This window comes from Lacibacter sp., assembly GCF_035299325.1.
GTDB lineage: Bacteria > Bacteroidota > Bacteroidia > Chitinophagales > Chitinophagaceae > Lacibacter.
Genome location: NZ_DATGWT010000041.1, coordinates 1 through 18,483, shown reverse-complemented (window position 1 = coordinate 18,483; position 18,483 = coordinate 1). Strand labels below are relative to the sequence as shown.

16 protein-coding genes are annotated in these 18,483 nt (G+C 39.8%); 8 read left to right on the top strand and 8 right to left on the bottom strand.

The genetic code is table 11. From position 1 onward, the window contains the following. The first annotated feature begins 21 nt into the window (after positions 1–21). From VK159_RS21945 to VK159_RS21935, 3 genes are all read left to right on the top strand, one after another. On the top strand, positions 22–441 hold the full coding sequence (locus VK159_RS21945) for a hypothetical protein (protein WP_324232319.1): 420 nt from the start codon (positions 22–24) through the stop codon (positions 439–441). An 11-nt stretch (positions 442–452) separates the two neighbouring features. Next, positions 453–896: a hypothetical protein gene (locus tag VK159_RS21940; protein ID WP_324232318.1), complete on the top strand. Its 444-nt coding sequence runs from the start codon at positions 453–455 to the stop codon at positions 894–896. A gap of 650 nt (positions 897–1,546) precedes the next feature. Then, positions 1,547–2,503, top strand: a complete 957-nt coding sequence (locus VK159_RS21935; protein WP_324232317.1) for a hypothetical protein — start codon at positions 1,547–1,549, stop codon at positions 2,501–2,503. 237 nt (positions 2,504–2,740) lie between these two features. Here the strand turns inward: VK159_RS21935 and VK159_RS21930 are convergent, their stop codons facing one another. Then, the gene (locus VK159_RS21930) at positions 2,741–2,941 is read right to left on the bottom strand and encodes a hypothetical protein (protein ID WP_324232316.1); all 201 of its coding nucleotides are present in this window, start codon (positions 2,939–2,941) and stop codon (positions 2,741–2,743) included. Between the two features lie 211 nt (positions 2,942–3,152). Here VK159_RS21930 and VK159_RS21925 point away from each other — a divergent pair, with 211 nt between their 5' ends. From VK159_RS21925 to gldN, 5 genes are all read left to right on the top strand, one after another. Then, positions 3,153–5,216 carry a thioredoxin domain-containing protein gene (locus tag VK159_RS21925; RefSeq protein ID WP_324232315.1) on the top strand — a complete coding sequence of 688 codons (2,064 nt, stop codon included), beginning with the start codon at positions 3,153–3,155 and terminating at the stop codon, positions 5,214–5,216. A gap of 163 nt (positions 5,217–5,379) precedes the next feature. After that, positions 5,380–6,648, top strand: coding sequence for an SUMF1/EgtB/PvdO family nonheme iron enzyme (locus VK159_RS21920; RefSeq protein WP_182802212.1), 1,269 nt, complete (start codon positions 5,380–5,382; stop codon positions 6,646–6,648). A 107-nt stretch (positions 6,649–6,755) separates the two neighbouring features. After that, positions 6,756–7,502, top strand: a complete 747-nt coding sequence (gldL, locus tag VK159_RS21915) for a gliding motility protein GldL (RefSeq protein ID WP_324232314.1) — start codon at positions 6,756–6,758, stop codon at positions 7,500–7,502. A 61-nt stretch (positions 7,503–7,563) separates the two neighbouring features. Next, positions 7,564–9,093: a gliding motility protein GldM gene (gene gldM, locus VK159_RS21910; RefSeq protein WP_324232313.1), complete on the top strand. Its 1,530-nt coding sequence runs from the start codon at positions 7,564–7,566 to the stop codon at positions 9,091–9,093. A 10-nt stretch (positions 9,094–9,103) separates the two neighbouring features. Beyond that, a complete protein-coding gene (gene gldN / locus VK159_RS21905) occupies positions 9,104–10,180 on the top strand; it encodes a gliding motility protein GldN (RefSeq protein WP_324232312.1) in 1,077 nt (358 codons plus the stop codon). 261 nt (positions 10,181–10,441) lie between these two features. On the opposite strand, the gene uvrC is transcribed toward gldN, so the two are convergent. The 7 genes from uvrC to VK159_RS21870 all read right to left on the bottom strand — a co-directional run bounded on the left by uvrC (position 10,442) and on the right by VK159_RS21870 (position 18,407). Then, positions 10,442–12,256, bottom strand: a complete 1,815-nt coding sequence (gene uvrC / locus VK159_RS21900; protein WP_324232311.1) for an excinuclease ABC subunit UvrC — start codon at positions 12,254–12,256, stop codon at positions 10,442–10,444. A 2-nt stretch (positions 12,257–12,258) separates the two neighbouring features. Continuing rightward, positions 12,259–12,831: a hypothetical protein gene (locus VK159_RS21895; protein ID WP_324232310.1), complete on the bottom strand. Its 573-nt coding sequence runs from the start codon at positions 12,829–12,831 to the stop codon at positions 12,259–12,261. A 58-nt stretch (positions 12,832–12,889) separates the two neighbouring features. After that, positions 12,890–14,236, bottom strand: coding sequence for an outer membrane beta-barrel protein (locus VK159_RS21890; protein ID WP_324232309.1), 1,347 nt, complete (start codon positions 14,234–14,236; stop codon positions 12,890–12,892). Positions 14,237–14,266: 30 nt separating this feature from the next. Continuing rightward, on the bottom strand, positions 14,267–14,851 hold the full coding sequence (locus VK159_RS21885; protein WP_324232308.1) for a sigma-70 family RNA polymerase sigma factor: 585 nt from the start codon (positions 14,849–14,851) through the stop codon (positions 14,267–14,269). Positions 14,852–14,954: 103 nt separating this feature from the next. Beyond that, the gene (locus tag VK159_RS21880; protein ID WP_324232307.1) at positions 14,955–15,512 is read right to left on the bottom strand and encodes a PepSY-associated TM helix domain-containing protein; all 558 of its coding nucleotides are present in this window, start codon (positions 15,510–15,512) and stop codon (positions 14,955–14,957) included. A gap of 11 nt (positions 15,513–15,523) precedes the next feature. Continuing rightward, complete coding sequence (locus VK159_RS21875; protein ID WP_324232306.1) at positions 15,524–17,806, bottom strand: TonB-dependent receptor; 2,283 nt, start codon at positions 17,804–17,806, stop codon at positions 15,524–15,526. 103 nt (positions 17,807–17,909) lie between these two features. Continuing rightward, positions 17,910–18,407 carry a hypothetical protein gene (locus tag VK159_RS21870; RefSeq protein WP_324232305.1) on the bottom strand — a complete coding sequence of 166 codons (498 nt, stop codon included), beginning with the start codon at positions 18,405–18,407 and terminating at the stop codon, positions 17,910–17,912. Positions 18,408–18,483: the final 76 nt, after the last annotated feature.

Below are 18,483 nucleotides of genomic sequence, written 5' to 3'. Positions count from 1 at the left end.
GGTATGTGCAAATTTTTGTTTTTGTTTATTGGCTGGTGTTTATTTTTACAATGTAATACAGATACCATCGATAAGTATGATATACGAAACTTCAAATTAGTTGATACTTCAAGTTCAGATACCTCTAAATTAAGAGATATCGAGGAGTATGTTAGTATAAGTGACACATCTTTAAAAATGTTTAAATATTACTGGCCTAATGGCAAATTGCAGTCAACAAGTTTTTTTTATAATGGGTTGAAAGAGGGTAAATGGGAATCCTTTTTTAATGATGGCCAAAAATTTTACATCTTTAATTTTGTAGCAGGAAAGCAAGAAGGGTTTCAAGAAATTTACCATACAAATGGTGTTTTGTCTTCTAAGGAAGAATTCCGAAATGGAATTAAAATAGGAGATGGCGATTATTTTGATTCTTCGGGGAATTTAATTAAGTTCAGATAAGACTTGCACACATGATATTATTAATATTTTGGGGGACTGTTTTACTAGTAATTACAATTAGAGTTTATATAAAATTGAGGCCGCCTGCTTTTTTAAAAAAGGGCGGAAAGGGAAAAATTGATTTTAAAAGTTATAGTAATAAACTAGAAGTAAAACTGGCAAATTGCGAGATAAAAACTAATAAATACACTGAAGAAGTTTCTCGCCCCTTATCAAGGATTTCGATGCTTGATGGGTTGTATCAGGGCGAAAGAAATTTGACGCTTATTGAGAAAACTGTAACAGTTTTTATTTATACACATACTAAACCAGATGGATCTAAAGTAAAATTCTATAGTCCTCCTATATATAAGGATGAGTCTGTTATAGAAAGATATTTGTATGAGGATGTAAGCGTGATCATTTATATAGAGGACTCGGCAAATTATTATTTCGACATTTCATTTCTTATATAAATTATTCCCAGCTATCCGAAGTGTGCCGAACAAGTAAAGTTATTAGCGGTAGAAGGTGAGTAATGAGTAAAAACATTAAAACTGTCGGTGGTGCAGACGATAAATGTCTGCATTGATAATTTGCAACTACAGGTAAACTATATAGCAGTACAGAAGCAAAAATCAACAATAATTCATTAATTAGGTATTGGGAGTTAATTGCAACCGAGTTATTGTACTGATATGAACTTTATCCTGAGCAAATGTTTACCAATATGAAATGAGTTGAAGACTAAAGCTAGAAGGGAAAAATGAAATTAAAATTATAACGATCAACGTTTAGATTAAATAGTACCATGAAAAAAATAATCCTTTTACAGTTTTTTTGTTTGAGTATCGGTGTTATCAAGGCCCAATGGACAACGAGTGGAACTAATATTTATAATTCCAACACTGGTAATGTAGGTATTGGAATAACAAACCCGCAATACCGGCTTCATTTATTTGACAATTCTTCTAACCAGTCGCCAAGTCTTGTACTGGATGGGCAAAACGGGATGCAGGCGGGTTTTTGGTTGCGGAATTTAAACACGAACGGGAAAACGTATTCGTTGTATTCGAATGCGGATGGCAATTTAATTTTCGGTGACGAGAATAATTTCAAAGCCAGAATGATCATTAACAATAACGGAGATATCAGTATACACCGGAATTTAAGTGTTGGTTATCTTGAAACAGGGCTAACCGCCGATATCCATCTGAATGGGTGGTTATATTCTCAAAAAGGCGTTGTGGCCAATGCCGGAACACATAATTGGGGAGTTTTACATTACCAGCTGCATAGCCAAAACAAGAACCGGTTTTCCATAGGCCTTAATACCGAGGAGACAGGCAATAACCAAGGTGCAAATTTTTCTATCTGGCGATATAATGATGATGGTAGCTTTTTATCTCACGCTTTAACTATTACAAGGGTCAATGGGAATGTTGGGATTGGCACAAATACTCCTACGGAAAAACTCCAGATCGGTGACCGATTTGCGATACATGACGGTGGTTGGAAAGCGATTTTGTATAACAGTACCTGGAACGAAAGTTTAGGTTTTAACACCAGAAATACAAACGGGTCAGCTTCTGCGCTTTATTTCACCGATGGAGGTAATGTATTTTTTCAAACTGCCCCAAGTGGTAATGCAGGAACCATATTGAATGATGCTGTTCAGTCTTTGGTTGTTTATAACTCAGGTCAAATCGGAATTGGCACAAATCATGCCTTAACTTCTTTGGGAGATGCCTCTACTAAATTGTTTATTGCAGGAGGAGTGCGTGCCCGAAAAATAAAAGTAGACCAGGCAAACTGGGCAGATTTTGTTTTTGATAACGACTACAAGCTGCCTACGCTTGCAGAAGTGGAAAATTATATTCGTACACACAAACACCTGAAAGGAGTTCCTACTGAGAAGGAAGTTGTAAAAGAAGGACTTGACCTTGGTCAAACGCAAGCTGTGTTGTTACAAAAGATTGAAGAGTTGACGTTGTATATTATTGAACAGAATAAAAAGATTGAACAGCTTGAAAAGTTGCGGAAGGAAGTGGAGGAATTAAAACAAATCCTGACTTCAAAATAACTTTTAAATTGATACGCCAGCATTTTAATAAGCTTCTACATGTAGAAATCAGAAAAATTCTGTCAAATAAAATAACTCCAATGAAAATGCAGCTAAAAATCTTCATTACTTTTTTATTATCAACCTGTCTTGCCCATGTTGGTGTTGCAGGTCGCTGAGTATTGTACAAGTTGAGAGTAGCACTACCGTTCGCCGTCGTTGTGTGTTTTCACCAACGACACATGCACCAATGCACTACTACTCCCGCCAATGTGTAAGAAAACCAAAATCATCTATCTCGGTTTCATAATACCTGACCGATGAATAATAATATTCTTCAGGATACTTGCATAGCCCAGCCTCAACCGGATTATAATGTATGTAGGTTTCTTTTTGCAGATATACTTCCTCACTGTACAAATCAATACTCAACGAATTCCGTTCCCAGAATTGATCCATCCGGTCTTTAGCATTTTTCCCGCACGTGTCTCCTTAAAGTTCTCAGGCGATGTCTGGCGCAGCCGACTCGCCGCATGTGTAACAGCTATGATCATGTTTAGAAACAGTTTGCTAATCTAAAGCAACAAGGACGATTTCAAAATAATTTCATTTGCTTTTTTTCTGCGTAAACAAAGTAGGTTTGCAGTTGAATCAACAGCAATCATCTTCTATGGCATATAGCAATCGCCTTGCTAAAGAAAGCAGCCCTTATTTATTACAGCATGCGCATAATCCTGTGGATTGGTTTCCATGGGGAGATGAAGCATTGAAAAAAGCTGTTGAAGAAGATAAGCCGGTGTTGGTAAGCATTGGTTATTCGTCTTGTCATTGGTGCCATGTAATGGAACGTGAGAGTTTTGAAGATGAAGCAACTGCTGATATCATGAACAGGCTTTTCGTCAATATAAAAATTGACCGTGAAGAACGTCCCGATCTTGATCATATTTACATGGATGCAGTACAGGCAATGACTGGCAGCGGTGGCTGGCCGCTCAATGTTTTTCTAACACCTGATCTCAAACCTTTTTACGGAGGCACTTATTATCCACCGGTTAAAGCATTCAACCGCAGTTCGTGGAAGGAGGTTTTGTATGGAGTTGCGAATGCCTTTAAAGAAAAGAGAGAAGAAATAGAACAGCAGGCAGCAGAGCTTGTACAACATTTGCAAAACGCCAATTCGTTCGGCACACAAAACGTATTGAAGTTTGATTTGCCGGCAGAAGAATTGTTTCCACAGAAGCAAGCTGAATTAATGTTTGATGCTATTATGAAAACAGCCGACCGTAGTTGGGGTGGCTTTGGCAATGCACCCAAATTTCCACAAACATTTACGATTGCTTATTTGCTGCAGTATTATCATTTCACAGGTAATAAGGAAGCACTAGAGCAAGCCTGTCTTAGTCTTGATAAAATGATTGAAGGTGGAATCTATGATCATGTGGGTGGTGGCTTTGCACGGTATAGCACAGACGCAGAATGGCTGGCACCTCATTTTGAAAAAATGCTTTACGATAATGCTTTACTCGTGACTGTTATGAGCGAAGCATATCAGCTTACGAAACAACTATTGTACAAGCGTGCAATTGAAGAAACACTGGTATTTATCGAAAGGGAAATGACATCAGCAGAAAATGGATTTTATTCTGCATTGGATGCCGATAGTGAAGGGGTGGAAGGAAAGTATTACACCTGGCAAAAACAGGAAGTGGATGAACTGTTGAAACAAGATGCGGAACTATTCTGCAGGTTTTATGATATTACTGAACATGGCAATTGGGAGGAAGTAAATATTCCACGCATCAAACAAAAAGCAGTTGAATTCTGTAGAGAAAATGGTTTGGATGTAGAAACATTTGAAACAAAAATGAAAGCCTGTCTTGGTTCGCTTCTTCAAACAAGAGAAAAGAGAACCAGGCCATTGCTTGATGATAAGATACTTCTTAGCTGGAATGCATTAATGAACTGTGCTTACAGCAGCGCTTTTGCAGCCACAGGAAAAGAGGAGTACAGGCAAAAAGCCATCCATAATATGCAGTTTCTGTTGAAGGCATTTCAACATGACGAAGGTTTGCGACATGTTTATAAGAACGGAACGGCTAAGTTTCCTGCTTTTCTGGACGATTATGCTTATTTCATCAAAGCGCTTCTGATGTTACAGGAAATAACATCCGATACAAGCTATCTGCTCAAAGCAAAAGACTTGATGACTTCAGCTATCGATCTGTTTGGGGAAGAAGAAACAGGTTATTTCTTTTTTACAGCCGACAATCAACCGGATATAGTGCTGCGTAAAAAGGAGATCTATGACGGGGCTACCCCTTCAGGTAATGCAGTGATGGCGGTTAACCTTCAGCAGCTGGGTATTATTTTCAATAAACCGGAATGGACAGAACGGAGCACCAAAATGCTGATTGGTTTGCAGGATGTAATGGTGCGTTACCCCGGTTCTTTTGGGGTTTGGGCGGGTCTTTTACAGAACCGGATCAATGGATTCCGGGAGCTGGCGATCGTAGGAGAGGGGCATGAAACAAAAAGAGATGAAGTTTTAGGCTGGTACAGGCCCAATTTAATTTTGCAGTCTTCCACAAAAAGTAATAGTAGTTTCCCGCTATTATTGAATAGGGACTCACCCGGTGGCAACACACTTTTATACCTATGTAAGGAATATGCCTGCCTCCAACCAACCGCTGAAACACAGGAAATACGGGCTCTTTTGGCTTCTGTCACCGGGTAAAACAATAAAAATATTGATTCCCCGTTATCGATGACGAGCTGTAAAAACATTTTGAATAATTAAAAATTAATTACTAGCATTGCGATAAGTTTTAAGGTGAATCCTGAAAAGGACGTCTTAAATTTGTCCAATACCTTAATCAAGAAAATTAAATTCTTAACAAATGAAGAACCAACTGTTAAGTTGCCTAACAATCGCCGCCTTATCCGTACTAGCAGTTAGCTGCGGTAAATCGAAGTCTTCTTCGAAATCAGCAAACAACGGTCAACTTGTTGGTGCATCCTACAATGCCAAACAGAACAACAACACACATCTTGGAATGGTGATGATTCCTCAGGGTACCTTTCACATGGGACCAAGTGATGAGGACATTAACTATGCGTACACTGCACGTAACCGCCAGGTATCAATCAGCGGTTTCTGGATGGATGCAACTGAAGTTACCAACAGCGAATACAAGCAGTTTGTGTTCTATGTAAGGGATTCCATTGCGGCAACTGTGTTAAACTACATCGATCCGAAGACAAATTCCATCGACTGGAAAAAAGCTGCCGGTATCTGGAAAGAGAAGAATGTATATGAGAAACTCGGCCAGATGATGATGGCACCGGATGATCGCATTTTCGGTAAAATGGAAATCGACCCTGACAAACTCATTTACCAGGAAGAGTATGTAGACTACAAAGCAGCTGCTTACCGCAAACCAAACGAACCCCGTTCAAAATTCATTATCAAGAATCCCGTTAAAGTATATCCCGATACATTGGTATGGGTGCGTGATTTCTCTTATAGTTATAATGAGCCAATGAGCCAGCGTTATTTTGCTCACCCGGCTTTTGCTAACTATCCTGTAGTTGGTACAACCTGGAAACAAGCAAATGCATTTTGTAACTGGCGTACACGTCACCTCAATGATTTCAACGATAAGAAAGGCTATGCAACAGAATCAAGCTATCGCTTACCTTCTGAAGCAGAGTGGGAATATGCAGCCCGTGGCGGACGTTCACAATCAATGTTCCCCTGGGGTAACTATTATCTCCGCAACCGTAAAGGATGTTTAATGGCCAACTTTAAACCAGGCCGTGGTAACTACCCTGAAGACGGTGGTTTCTATACTGTACGTGCTGATGCTTATTGGCCAAACGACTTCGGTCTTTACAATATGGCCGGTAATGTGGCAGAGTGGACAGGCTCTCTTTATTATGAAGGAGCTTACAACTTTGCACATGACATGAACCCCGATATCCGTTATAATGCAAAGGACAGTGATCCTCCCCGCATGAAACGCAAAGTGGTTCGTGGCGGTAGCTGGCAGAGTGTAGGTTACTTCCTGCAAACAAGTACCCGTAACTATGAGTATCAGGATACAGCAAAATCATACATCGGCTTCCGTTGTGTGATCAACCTGCCACCAATGATGCGCAAACGTTAATCATCACTATTGAAATTTATAATCCTAATATTTACCTTTTAGTCCAAAAACCTACGTTTTTTGAGCTGATCACAAACCATCATTTACCTTTTTTAAAACCAACTTTTATGGCAGTCTCTAAATCAACCGAAAAAATCACGAACATTATCGTTTCCGCAGGTGCAGCAGTTGTAATCTTCGGAGCGTGGGCCAAGATCCTCCACCTTTCATTTGCAGATATGATGCTTACAGTAGGTCTCCTGACCGAAGCAGGTATCTTCTTAGTATACGCTTACTTAGCCTCACAAGGTTATGGTATGCACGACGATCATAAAGCAGCTGTTCCGGCAGGAACGCCGGCACTTGCCTCATTAGATAAGATGATGAGCGATGCAGACATTACACCGGCAAACCTCCGCAGCCTTGGTGAAAATTTCCAAAAGCTCAACAATACGGTTGGTGGTATTAAAGATGTAAGCGATGTGGTTTCTTCAACCGGCCAGTTAAGCGCATCTTCAAAAGAAGCTGCTAAAGTATTGGATGGTATGAAAGATGCTTATCAGCAAGCTGCTTCAACCGTTTCTTCTTTCAATCTTGCTGCAGAAGGTACTAAAGCATACCATGAGCAGGTACAGGTTATGACGAAGAATCTCGGTTCTTTAAATACAATCTATGAATTGGAATTACAGGATACCAATAATCACCTGAAAGCAATGAACAAATTCTATGGTAACCTTACACAGGCTTCTGAAGCAATGTTGGGTAGCGTAGATGATGCCAAGAAAGCGCAAGAGCAAATTGGTTCTTTAGCAAGAAACCTTGGCACTTTGAATAACATCTATGGTAACATGATCAATGCAATGCAGGGACGTTAATACGAATCAACAGAAGAGCAACCAAAACTATTTCCTGATTTAAAACCAAAATCCGAAAAAGATGGCACTACCTAAAGAGCCCCGGCAGAAGATGATCAACCTGATGTACCTGGTGTTAACAGCACTGTTGGCACTCAACGTATCAGCAGAGATCATCAATGCATTTAAAGTAGTTGACAATAGTCTTACCACTACAAATACAGTCGTTAACCGTTCTACAGAAACGATCATGGAATCGTTTAAAATAAAGCTCGAATCACCTGAATCAAAGGTTAAAGCTGCAGAGTGGATGCCTAAAGCACAAGAAGCAGTTAGGTTAACAAAAGAAGTTTCAGACTATATTGACCAGCTGAAAATGAAAATTAAAGTTGAAGCAGGATACGATCCGAAAGATCCTGAATCAAAATTCAAAGAAGATAATGTTGATATTGCTACCCGTATTATGGACAAGCAGGGTGAGGGTGAAAAATTGCGCAATAAGCTGATCGAGTACAAAAAGAAAATGCTTGCGATTGATGGAGAAGTAGGTAAAATGTTTGAAAAAAACATCCCTGTAGATACTGAAATCCCAAAAGCAAGCGGTCCGAAATTAGCAAAACGTACATGGGCTTACGCTTATTTCCACATGACCCCTACTGTTGCGGCATTAACCATGCTCAGCAAATTTCAAAACGACGTAAAAACAACAGAAAGTCGTTTTGTAAATGAGTTTCATAACCGTGTAGGCCAGGTGGTAGTTCGTTTTGATGCGTTTGAGCCGATTGTTGGTTCTAACACAACTTACCTTTTCCCCGGCCAGGAAATGGAAATTACTGCAGGTTTAGCTGCTTTCAGTAAGAGTAAATTGCCTACTGTTTCTATTGCAGGTGCCCCTGTTGAATTGAATGAAAAGGGAATGGCTGTAAGAAAATACAAAGTAGGAAGTACCAGTGGTTCTGTGAAAGTAGTTGTGAACTATACTGATCAGGATGGTAATCCTGCAAAAAAGGAAGTTGACCTTAACTATACTGTAGGTACTGCAACCGGCGCTTTTGTAAGTGCTGAAAAAGTAAAAGTATTATACATCGGTTTAGATAATGAACTCGCTGTAAGTGGCGGTAACGTAGGTGATGAAAAAGTAACGGTTGGTATTAACAATGGCTCATTGAGCAAAATTGGTCCCGGTCGTTATATTGCCAAGCCAACAACTCCGGGTAAAGCCGTTGTTACAGTTAATTCTGATGGCAAGCCTAGCAGCTTTGAATTCAGAGTGAAAACAGTTCCCGATCCAACCCCAATGGTTGGTGCCAGCAAAGGTGGCCGTATTCCTGCCAATGTATTTAAAGCACAAAGAGGTATCAGGGCTGAACTTGAAAACTTCGTGTTTGAAGGTGTAAGCTTTACTGTTACCGGGTATACATTCTATGCTACAGGTAATGGTTTCCCAGATGCAGGGGTAAAGCCAGGTATTCGTGGAAATACATTTGATGCCGTGCAGGACCTGATGAACCGTTGCAAACCAGGCACAACAGTTGTACTTGATGAAATAAAAGCAGTAGGACCTGGAGGTAACACAAGACCTTTGCCTCCTATATCGTTTGTATTATATTAAACAAAAGATTATGAAATTGAAAACCCTTACAGTTGGTTTGTTGTTCGCTTCCCTGATGATTTCGGGAGTTGTTTCTGCGCAGCAGCGGAAGAAAACAACACGTAAAACAACAACAACGCCACCCGCACAAACTTCAGGTTATGGCTCATCAGGGTATGGCACTACGCCTGCTCAACAGCAGCCAACTCAGCAGAATTCTGCCTATGGTAATAATAACCAACAGCAACCTACTAACCAGCCACAGGCGAATATTCCGATTGTGGTGGTGAAGTCAACTGGTAATGCTGCTTTGGATACAATCAAACCATCACTTCGTAATGATGCGTCAATTGAGCGTAACCTCATTAAAGATCGTCAGCCATTAGCATATGAGCATATTCGTGAAGATGATGCGGTTTATCGCCAACGTGTATGGAGAGAAATCGACACTCGTGAAAAAATGAACCTGCCTTTCCGCTACTCAGCTGATGAGGATAATGGTAATCAACGCTTCATTTCAATTATTCTGAAAGCGATCAGAGACAGAGAAATAACAGCTTTCGATCCGCTTGATGATCGTTTCACTACGCCATTAACGCCGCAGGCTGTAATGGAATCATTTTCAGGTGGTGTTGATACTGTTCCTGTTTATGATCTGCAGGGAAATATCGAACGCTACGAGGTTCGTACAAAAGAAGTTGATCCTGACAGCATCTATCAATTCAGAGTAAAAGAAGAGTGGGTATTCGATAAAGAATCATCAAGAATGTTTGTAAGAATTCTTGGAATTTGCCCGGTAAAACCGATTTACACATCAACCGGTCAGTTTATTGATATGTCACCTTTGTTCTGGATTTATTATCCCGATGCACGTGGTGTACTCTCAAGATTCGAAGCATTTAACGGTAAAAACTTTGGTGCACGTATGACGTGGGAAGAACTGTTTGAAAACCGTATGTTCAGCAGTTATATCACTAAAACAACCATGGATAATCCATATGACCGTCGTTTGAAAGACTTTATCAAAGACCCGATCCTTCGTTTACTTGAAGGTGAAAATATCAAGGATAAAATCTTCAACTACGAGCAGGATCTGTGGTCGTACTAAGCACTTAAATACTATTTATAGAAAACCGCCCTCGAGGCGGTTTTTTTTATGTAGCTGATCAAAATAAAAAAATTGAATAGCAAGGATTTAGACCCCAAAATTGCTGTTGACCAACACCGAAAAAATACTGAGAAATTTGAAAAATACCCGCTTTGAGGTATTGCTTTTATAGTAAGTGTTTGTATCTTCGTTACGGTTTTTCATAGGATATTGGATTTTAAAGACGGGGCTGGATTTCTATCCTGGCCCCATTTTTTTGTCCTAATCTTTTTCAAGCTGCTTTAATGCCTGTTGCAGCAAAACAGCTTTGCTTTCACCAACAATTGCTGCAATATCTTTCAGCGAAGCATTACGGATATTATTAACCGATTTAAACTCTTTCATCAGTATTTCAATTGTTGCTTCCCCAATGCCTTTAATTTCATCGAGCTGTGTTTTAAATGCGCCTTTACTACGTTTATCTCTATGGAATGTTATGCCAAAGCGATGCACTTCATCCCTGATCATTCGTATTAATCGTAATGATTCACTGCTGTAGCCAAGCTTTAATGATTCTTTATCGCCGGGGAAAAATATTTCTTCAACATTTTTAGCAAGACCTACCACAGTCATTTTATTTTCCAGCTTCAGTTCTTTAATGCTTTCCATTGCAGAGGAGAGTTGTCCTTTACCGCCATCAATGATTACCAGCTGTGGCAATGGTTTATCTTCTTCAATCAAACGTTTGTACCTGCGCATTACCACTTCTTTCATTGATGCAAAGTCGTTGATGCCTTGAACAGTTTTGATATTAAACTTGCGGTAATCTTGTTTGCTTGGTTCACCATTCTTAAAACAAACCATTGCTGCTACAGGGTATGCGCCCTGGAAGTTTGAGTTATCAAAACATTCAATATGCAGCGGTAACTGTGTTAAATGAAGATCATTTTTTAACTGTTCAACAATCTTCAGATTATTTTCTTTTCGTTTATCTGTTAACTGTAATGCTTTTTTTCGTTTGTATTCTTCAAAGAAAATGGCTGCGTTTTTTTGTGATAGTTCCAGCAACTTTTTCTTTTCACCTGCTTTTGGCACGGTAATCTTTAACTCTTCATCCAGCAATTCTATTTCAACAGGAACAATTAATTCAGGTGAGAGACTTTCAAATTTGTTGCGGATATAACTTACAGCAAATTCGAGTATTTCTTTTTCATTTTCACCAAGCCTGCTTTCGAGCTGCAGGTTTTCTGTTTGAATGATGCTTCCATTCTGCATCATCATGTAGTTGAGAAATGCTTTTTCTTCCTGTACAACAATGGAGATCACATCAGCATCACCAAGCCTTGGGTTCACTACAGTTGAAGTGGCACGGTAACTTTCTAAATGTTCAATTTTTTTCCGGTTGATCTCGGCTTTCTCAAAATTCAGATCAACAGCAAATTGTTTCATTTCCTCTTTCAGATGTCGGATAACAGGCGATAAATTACCTTTCAGAATATTCTTTACCTGTTCAAGATCTTCTTTGTAATCTTCCATTGATTGCAATCCTTCACATGGCCCTTTGCAATTACCCAGATGATATTCAAGGCATACTTTAAATTTCCCCTTCCTGATATTTGCTTCACTAAGATTTAATTTGCAATTACGGATGGGTATATGCTGACGTATAAAATCAATAAGGTCCCTTACTTTTGCAACTGAGGTAAAAGGGCCGAGATAAGTTGAGCCATCAACTATCTTTCTACGTGTAAGAAACACTCTCGGGAAAGCTTCGTTCTTAATGACAATAAAAGGATAGCTCTTGTCATCTTTCAGATCAATATTAAAAACCGGTTGAAACTGTTTAATGAGTGAATTTTCAAGAAAGAATGCATCCTGCTCAGAATTTACAACCGTGAACTCAATACTATGTATACGGCGGACAAGCTCCTGAGTTTTGTATGATTGAAGTGTTTTTGTAAAGTAGGAGGATACACGTTTACGCAGGTGCTTTGCTTTACCTACATACAACAGTTTTTTATCCGCATCGTAATATTTGTAAATGCCGGGTTGTGCAGGAATGCCGGGTAGTACTTTTTTTAATTCAATTTCGGTCATAATTAATTGTCTGCACGATCGTCCCAGATCACTTTTTCTGTAACAATATTTTCTGGTTCATTTTTCTTTGCACGGGCTGTAATTAAAACAAAGCTTTTATTATGTTTCCAGAGAAGTTGCTGCGTAAACACAGAGTCGCCTTTTGTTTCATGGCGAACCAAATAGAGTTGGCTGATCATTTCCTTTTCAGGATTTACATAAACATCAACTCTTGATACAGGTAACTGATCGTTTTCAGTTTCGTAAGTGATCGTTACTGTTTCAATGGTAGCATCAGCAAATGAGGTTTCTTTGAAGTTGTTTTCGAAGTTCTTTTTATCGAGTTCCTTTATCAGGAACGGTTGTATAATTGTTCTTACCTGTTCTTTGCTGATGAATTGCGAATCGGTAAAAATGCTGTCTTCTTTTACCACTACTTTTAAAAAGGCGAAAGGGACAGAATCAATATACTTTAATTGCCCTTTCAGATAGGAAGAAACATCAATATAATCTTTTGGCTCTTTCTTTTGGTTTTTACAGCTGTTGAATGTAAGCATGGCAGTAACCGAAACTGCAGCAAGGAGAAAACGTATCATGCTGTAAAAATATCGAAAACTATATTCGGAAAGATGCGAAAGGCGGTTTCAACTCAAATCATTTGAGTGTTTTAACGATACCAATGCGGAAACCATAATCAACCAAATGTTCTTTGATGGGGTATCCTTCCTGCGAATTTGAAAACAACTGGTAACGCAGCTGCGGGCCGGCCTGGAGTTGTATATCCTTTACATTCCAACGGAGAAATGTTTCAAGTGCAGTATTCAGGTTAAGATTACTTAAGAGATCCGGCGCCTTGATGTATTTTTCAAAATTGCTTGTTAACAGGTATCCGGAAGCGGAGAGCAAATAGGTTGGCTGAATATTCGTTGCCAGGTTCCATTGCAATTTACGTTTGCCTGCAAGGCGGAATTCAAAGCCGATTGGAATTGATAACTGGTAAGTTTCATTTGCAACCTCATCGCTTTTAGAAAGACCGCTATTGTTTTGGCTGCTCAATGAAGTTACCCGTTGGATTACGCCATTATTGTTATTCAAAATAACGGTGGCTACCTGTGGGCTTGATCTGAAAAGCTCAACGTTATACCGAGTGTAGTTCAGTTGAATTCCTGTTCTGAAGTTTATATTTTTTGACAGTGGCAACAGAACAGCTGTCCCAAATTCTACACCTAAAGAAGGACTATGTTTCGCTACTTTTTCAGGGTCTTGTTGTAAAAGATTGCCAAATGTGAGCTTGTTATCGTTATAAAGCACACGGTAACTGGCTGAAGATGCTATGTAAAACTGTAATTGTCTTTTTGGCTTAGGCACTGTGATCACCGGAACATCCAGATTAGCATTCAGAACTTCCTCATTCGGCTCAGGCTCGATGCTGACTGGCGACTCGCCTGGTATGATATTGATGGAGTTTTCCTCAACAGCATCAGGAAGAACGGGTGCTGAAGGCTTGAGAGAAACTGGATCTAACGTAACGGTTGCTTTTGTTAAGGTGGGTATTTCTTCTTCTGCTGACATTAAAGCAGCTGTTTCAGAAGACTGAACATTTGATTCGTTAGCCGGAGTTTCAATTGCTTCGGTGGTAATTGTTTCGGGGAACTCAGTTGAAATCTGGTTAACACGAATGGCTGCGGTAATAGGAATAACTTTCGCTGTATTGCTTTTTGTTTCGGCGGTTACTGCAGGAAGTTCCTGATCGTCAATAAAGTTTGTAACGAAAGAGGATTTGGTTTCTTTTGGTGTTTGCTCATCAGAAATTGAAATAGCAAAACCTAACAAAAGAGCAGCACTTAAACCAAGGGATTTGAAATTGAAGAGATTGTTTTTTGGGCGAATTCGTTTCTGAATGTTTTCCCATGATTGCTGCGACGGGTACATTCTGTACTCGTCTGCTTTGTCCTTCAGCATTCGTTCAAAAGATTCGTCCTGGTACATAAAGCGCTCCATAATCAGTTTTTGGTTTGGTTCTACGGATTATTAAAACCGAGCATGGGCTGCTGCCACCCATTCACCCTGTTTCTGCGGCCGGAAAATGATTTTTTTCTGTACTAAAATCTGTTCCAGCATCGCTTTGGCTCTTGTGTATTGCGATCGGCTTGTGCTTTCTTCAATATCCAGCATCGTTGAAATTTCACGATGCGAGTACCCGTCTATAGCAAACAGGTTCAAGACCGTTCGGTAACCAATGGGCAACATACGGATGCACTCAATTACCTGTTTGGCCTGGATGATCGAAGGAACACTGTCTTCTCTTACCTGCAACGTGTGTGCCTGGCTGATATCCACACTGTCATTAAACTTCTTGTGTTTCTTTAAGTGATTAATGCAAGTGTGAACGATGATGCGCCTGATCCAACCTTCAAAAGAGCCTTTGTTTTGAAACTGATGAATTTGTGTGAATACTCTGATAAAACCTTCCTGCAACATATCCTCCGCATCTTCCCGGTTACGGGCAAAACGGTAACAAACAGCCAACATTTTAGGACTATACTTACTGTATAATTCCTGCTGTGCAGCGGGTTGATTTTTCAGACATGCTTGTAAGAGTGCTTCCTCAGTCATTCACAGATGGGTTTGCAACCCTGAATTTAGACAAATTATTTGGAAATACTGCTGCTTTCCTGTCAAAAAAAACAGAGAAGCAGCAGTAGTTTAAAACAGATGGTTAATGTTTCCTTTGCCTGATCCTTTTTGGGTTGTACCAAAGCCAAAACCCTGTGATGGTAAGGATCAGGAGACTTACACCCATGATTGTGGTGTAGGAGAGCTTGAATAATCCGCCGTTACTTTTGAATAGATTATCAAGAATGGTTCCGTCGTGAAGATGCTCAATGAAATCGGCTCGTCTCCGTTCGAAATGCAGCATGCTTCCTGTTGTGCAATCAAGCTGAATAGCCAGGTAATTTTCACTGAATACAAACTTCACCATTCCTTTCGATGGCCTTATGTCGATACGTTCAACAGTTGGCTTATTTACAGCATGAGTACTGTCAGCGTATATTTTAAAAGCAATAGACTGGAGTGAGTCGACCGAAAGCCAATCTTTAGAATCAGTACTTACACCTTTCTGTGAATCAGCCAGGAGGTAACCATTGCTGTTTTTCTTCCAGCCAAGTAACAAGCCTGTTATGGCAATGAAGAAGAAAAAAACGAATAGCCCGGATGCAATCCAACGATGAATCTTTCTATACCACCTTGTTCGTTTTACAATTGTTTGGGACATTGTTAATTGATTTAAAAATCGACTCTTGCAGCAATAATGAAATTTCTGCCCGGTGCAGAAAATCCCGAAGCAAAATATCGATAGTTACGGTCGAAGATATTTTCTATTGCAAACTGTAAGGTAACAGCTTTAAGATTGTAAGAGGTACGCAGGTTAACTGTTACCCAACCAGGCATGCCATCTGCAGTTGCATATTGAGCATTGTCTTCTCCATCTGCGTTGTACTGATCAAGTTTTTTCCAGCCATTGTACAAAGCAAACACTTCTGCCATTATTTTTTCTTTTTGATAGCTGATACTTGTTTTACCAAACACAGGTGGAATATGGTCAAGTGGCTTCGATGAAACTTTTTTACTCACCAATGCATAACTGCCATTGCTTTGTTTCTCATATACCGATGAGTTTTTTGAACCGTCTGTTTCGAAACGCCCCCTTGTAAAATTGATCTGGCTGCTGAAGGTGATATACTTTGCAATGGTGGCATATACAGCACCAGATACACCATACAAATACGCTTTGTTTGCATTTGTATTTGCAAGCACCTGGCTTAATACACCGTTATACACAACAGAGTCCTGTCCATTTAAACGGAAGGGTGCTTTTACTAATGCATTACGGAACCAGGTATAAAAAGTACTTACTTCAATACGAAAGTTCTTTCCGAAATTTTGACTGATGCCTAAATCAATATTATAAGTGCGTTCCGGTTTAATGTCAGGGTTCGGAACAACTAGTTGTCTGATCGCAGGACTTGTTGCTGATTCGAAAATTTTTGCAAGATCATCTACATTGGGCGCACGGAAACCACTGGCAATATTTGCACTCAACTTTGAACCGGCAACCGGCAAATATACCAGGCCTATATTGCCGGTAATTGTTGTGTTGTTTTGATTGATCTCGGTAAAAGGCAGATTGAAAAATGAGTTGTCAGCAATGGTTGAATGAAGACGAATCGTTTGTACACGCAAACCATCATTCAGCACCCACTTTTTATTTTTGAATTTGAAAACATGTTGAGCAAACAGACCAGCATTCACCTGCGTGTTATCTCCATTGGGATATCGAGTATCCAACTTTGTTGATGCGCCGGTATTGATGTTTACTCTTGATGCAGTTGATTTGAGTGTATTGAACTGTCCGTCTGCACCCAATGTCAATTCATTGCCGCCCCAGATTTTACGTGTATCTAAAACAAAGCCCGCTACCTGCACATTTTCCACTCTTCCATCTAAACGATCGTAACGACGATAATCTCTTGTGTAACGACTTTCTTCGATAGCCTGGTAGTTTACATTAAGATTAATATTATCGAACCAACCTGTTTTGCCAATACTTAATTCATAAGAGGTAAGTAAACGTTCCTGTGGCCCATAATACCATTCTGCGTAACGCAATGTACCGTTGCGTTTATCCTGCAAACGATCATAACGGGGCACGTTCGTGGTGTTGGAATATTGTACGTTCAACATGTGCGATACTTTCTCTGATTGTTTGAACAACAGTTTCTGCAACATATCCCATTGCTTGTAGCCGGAAAATTTCTGCACTTGGGGATCAGGATTTTTGACAACTGAATCAATACCATTGATGCGTGTCATAAAAGAATCTCTGCGACCGAATGTTGGATAATCATCAGGATAATTCTTTCCCATTTTCACGTCACCAAAATCACTGTAAGTGTATGATTGCAGCCAGGCGATTTTTTTCCAACCAAGATTTACATCTGCATGAATTGTTTTTTCACTGTTGGCAGAGCTGTAACGTGCAAAGCCACTTGCTTTCACTAACATTTTTTTACTATCAGTTGCAAGCACAGGCGCTTTTGTACGAAAATGGACAACACCGCCCAAAGCATCGCTGCCATAAATAGTTGATGCAGGTCCGTATAACACTTCCATACTGCTCAGCATGTTCTGATCAACTGAAATGGCATTCTGCAAATGACCTGCACGATAGATCAGATTGTTCAATCGTACTCCATCAACTACCAGTAATACACGGCTTGCTTCAAAGCCACGAATAATCGGGCTGCTGCCACCTTGCTGACTTTTTTGTACAAATACATTTCCAGTATTGATCAACAGATCACCTGTGTTCTGTGCGTTAACCCTGCTGATGTATTTTGAACTGATGACATCAATGCGCTGTGCAATGTTTAATTTTTTTTCAGGAAACTTGCTGGCACTGATCACCACTTCTGATAATTCTTTTGATGCACTATCGCTTACTGTTTCCTGTGCGTGTACCCACGAGCAGGCCATACCTGCCAGAAAAGCAAATACTATTTTTCTCATTCTTTTGGTTTTATAAAACATAAATACCAATTACCTGACAACAAGATTGCGTGAAGCATCTTAGTTGCAGGTTCATGTTCAAAGTCTGTTCATGAAAATATATTTATACAGATCGTGGCGGCGGAGTAAGAAAGCCCAGGAAAGGGGGGTGATAAAATGATTGCCGGAACAGGTTTTTTGGTATGCCTGTTCCGGCATTATATGAAAAAACGTTAGCTGCTTCAACCGGTAGTGCCAATGCAGAGAGTAACTGTACTGTTTGTTTTGATTGCTTCGATTGTTGTTCCGATTGTTGACGGATCATTCGCTTCAACTCTTTCTCTTTTGCATCATACAATCCTGTAAGAACAAGATCATCCCCATCAACTACTATCTTCTTTACATCAAACATTTCAGTACCAAGTACACATTCTTTTTGTGGTTTCACCCATTGAACGATGGCTGCTTTTACACGTACGCTGGTGAGTTGCTGTTTTTCCAGTTTCTCCAGCATCTCGTGTTGTACATGAAGTTGTTTTAGTTGTAACACAACAGGTGATAACATAGGCAAACTGAAGCCAATGAGTAAACAGATTGCTGTTATCGTTCTGATGAATTGCATTATTGATCGATCAATACATCACCGGTCATTTCTTTTGGCACCGGCAAGCCCATCATTGTAAGAATGGATGGTGCAA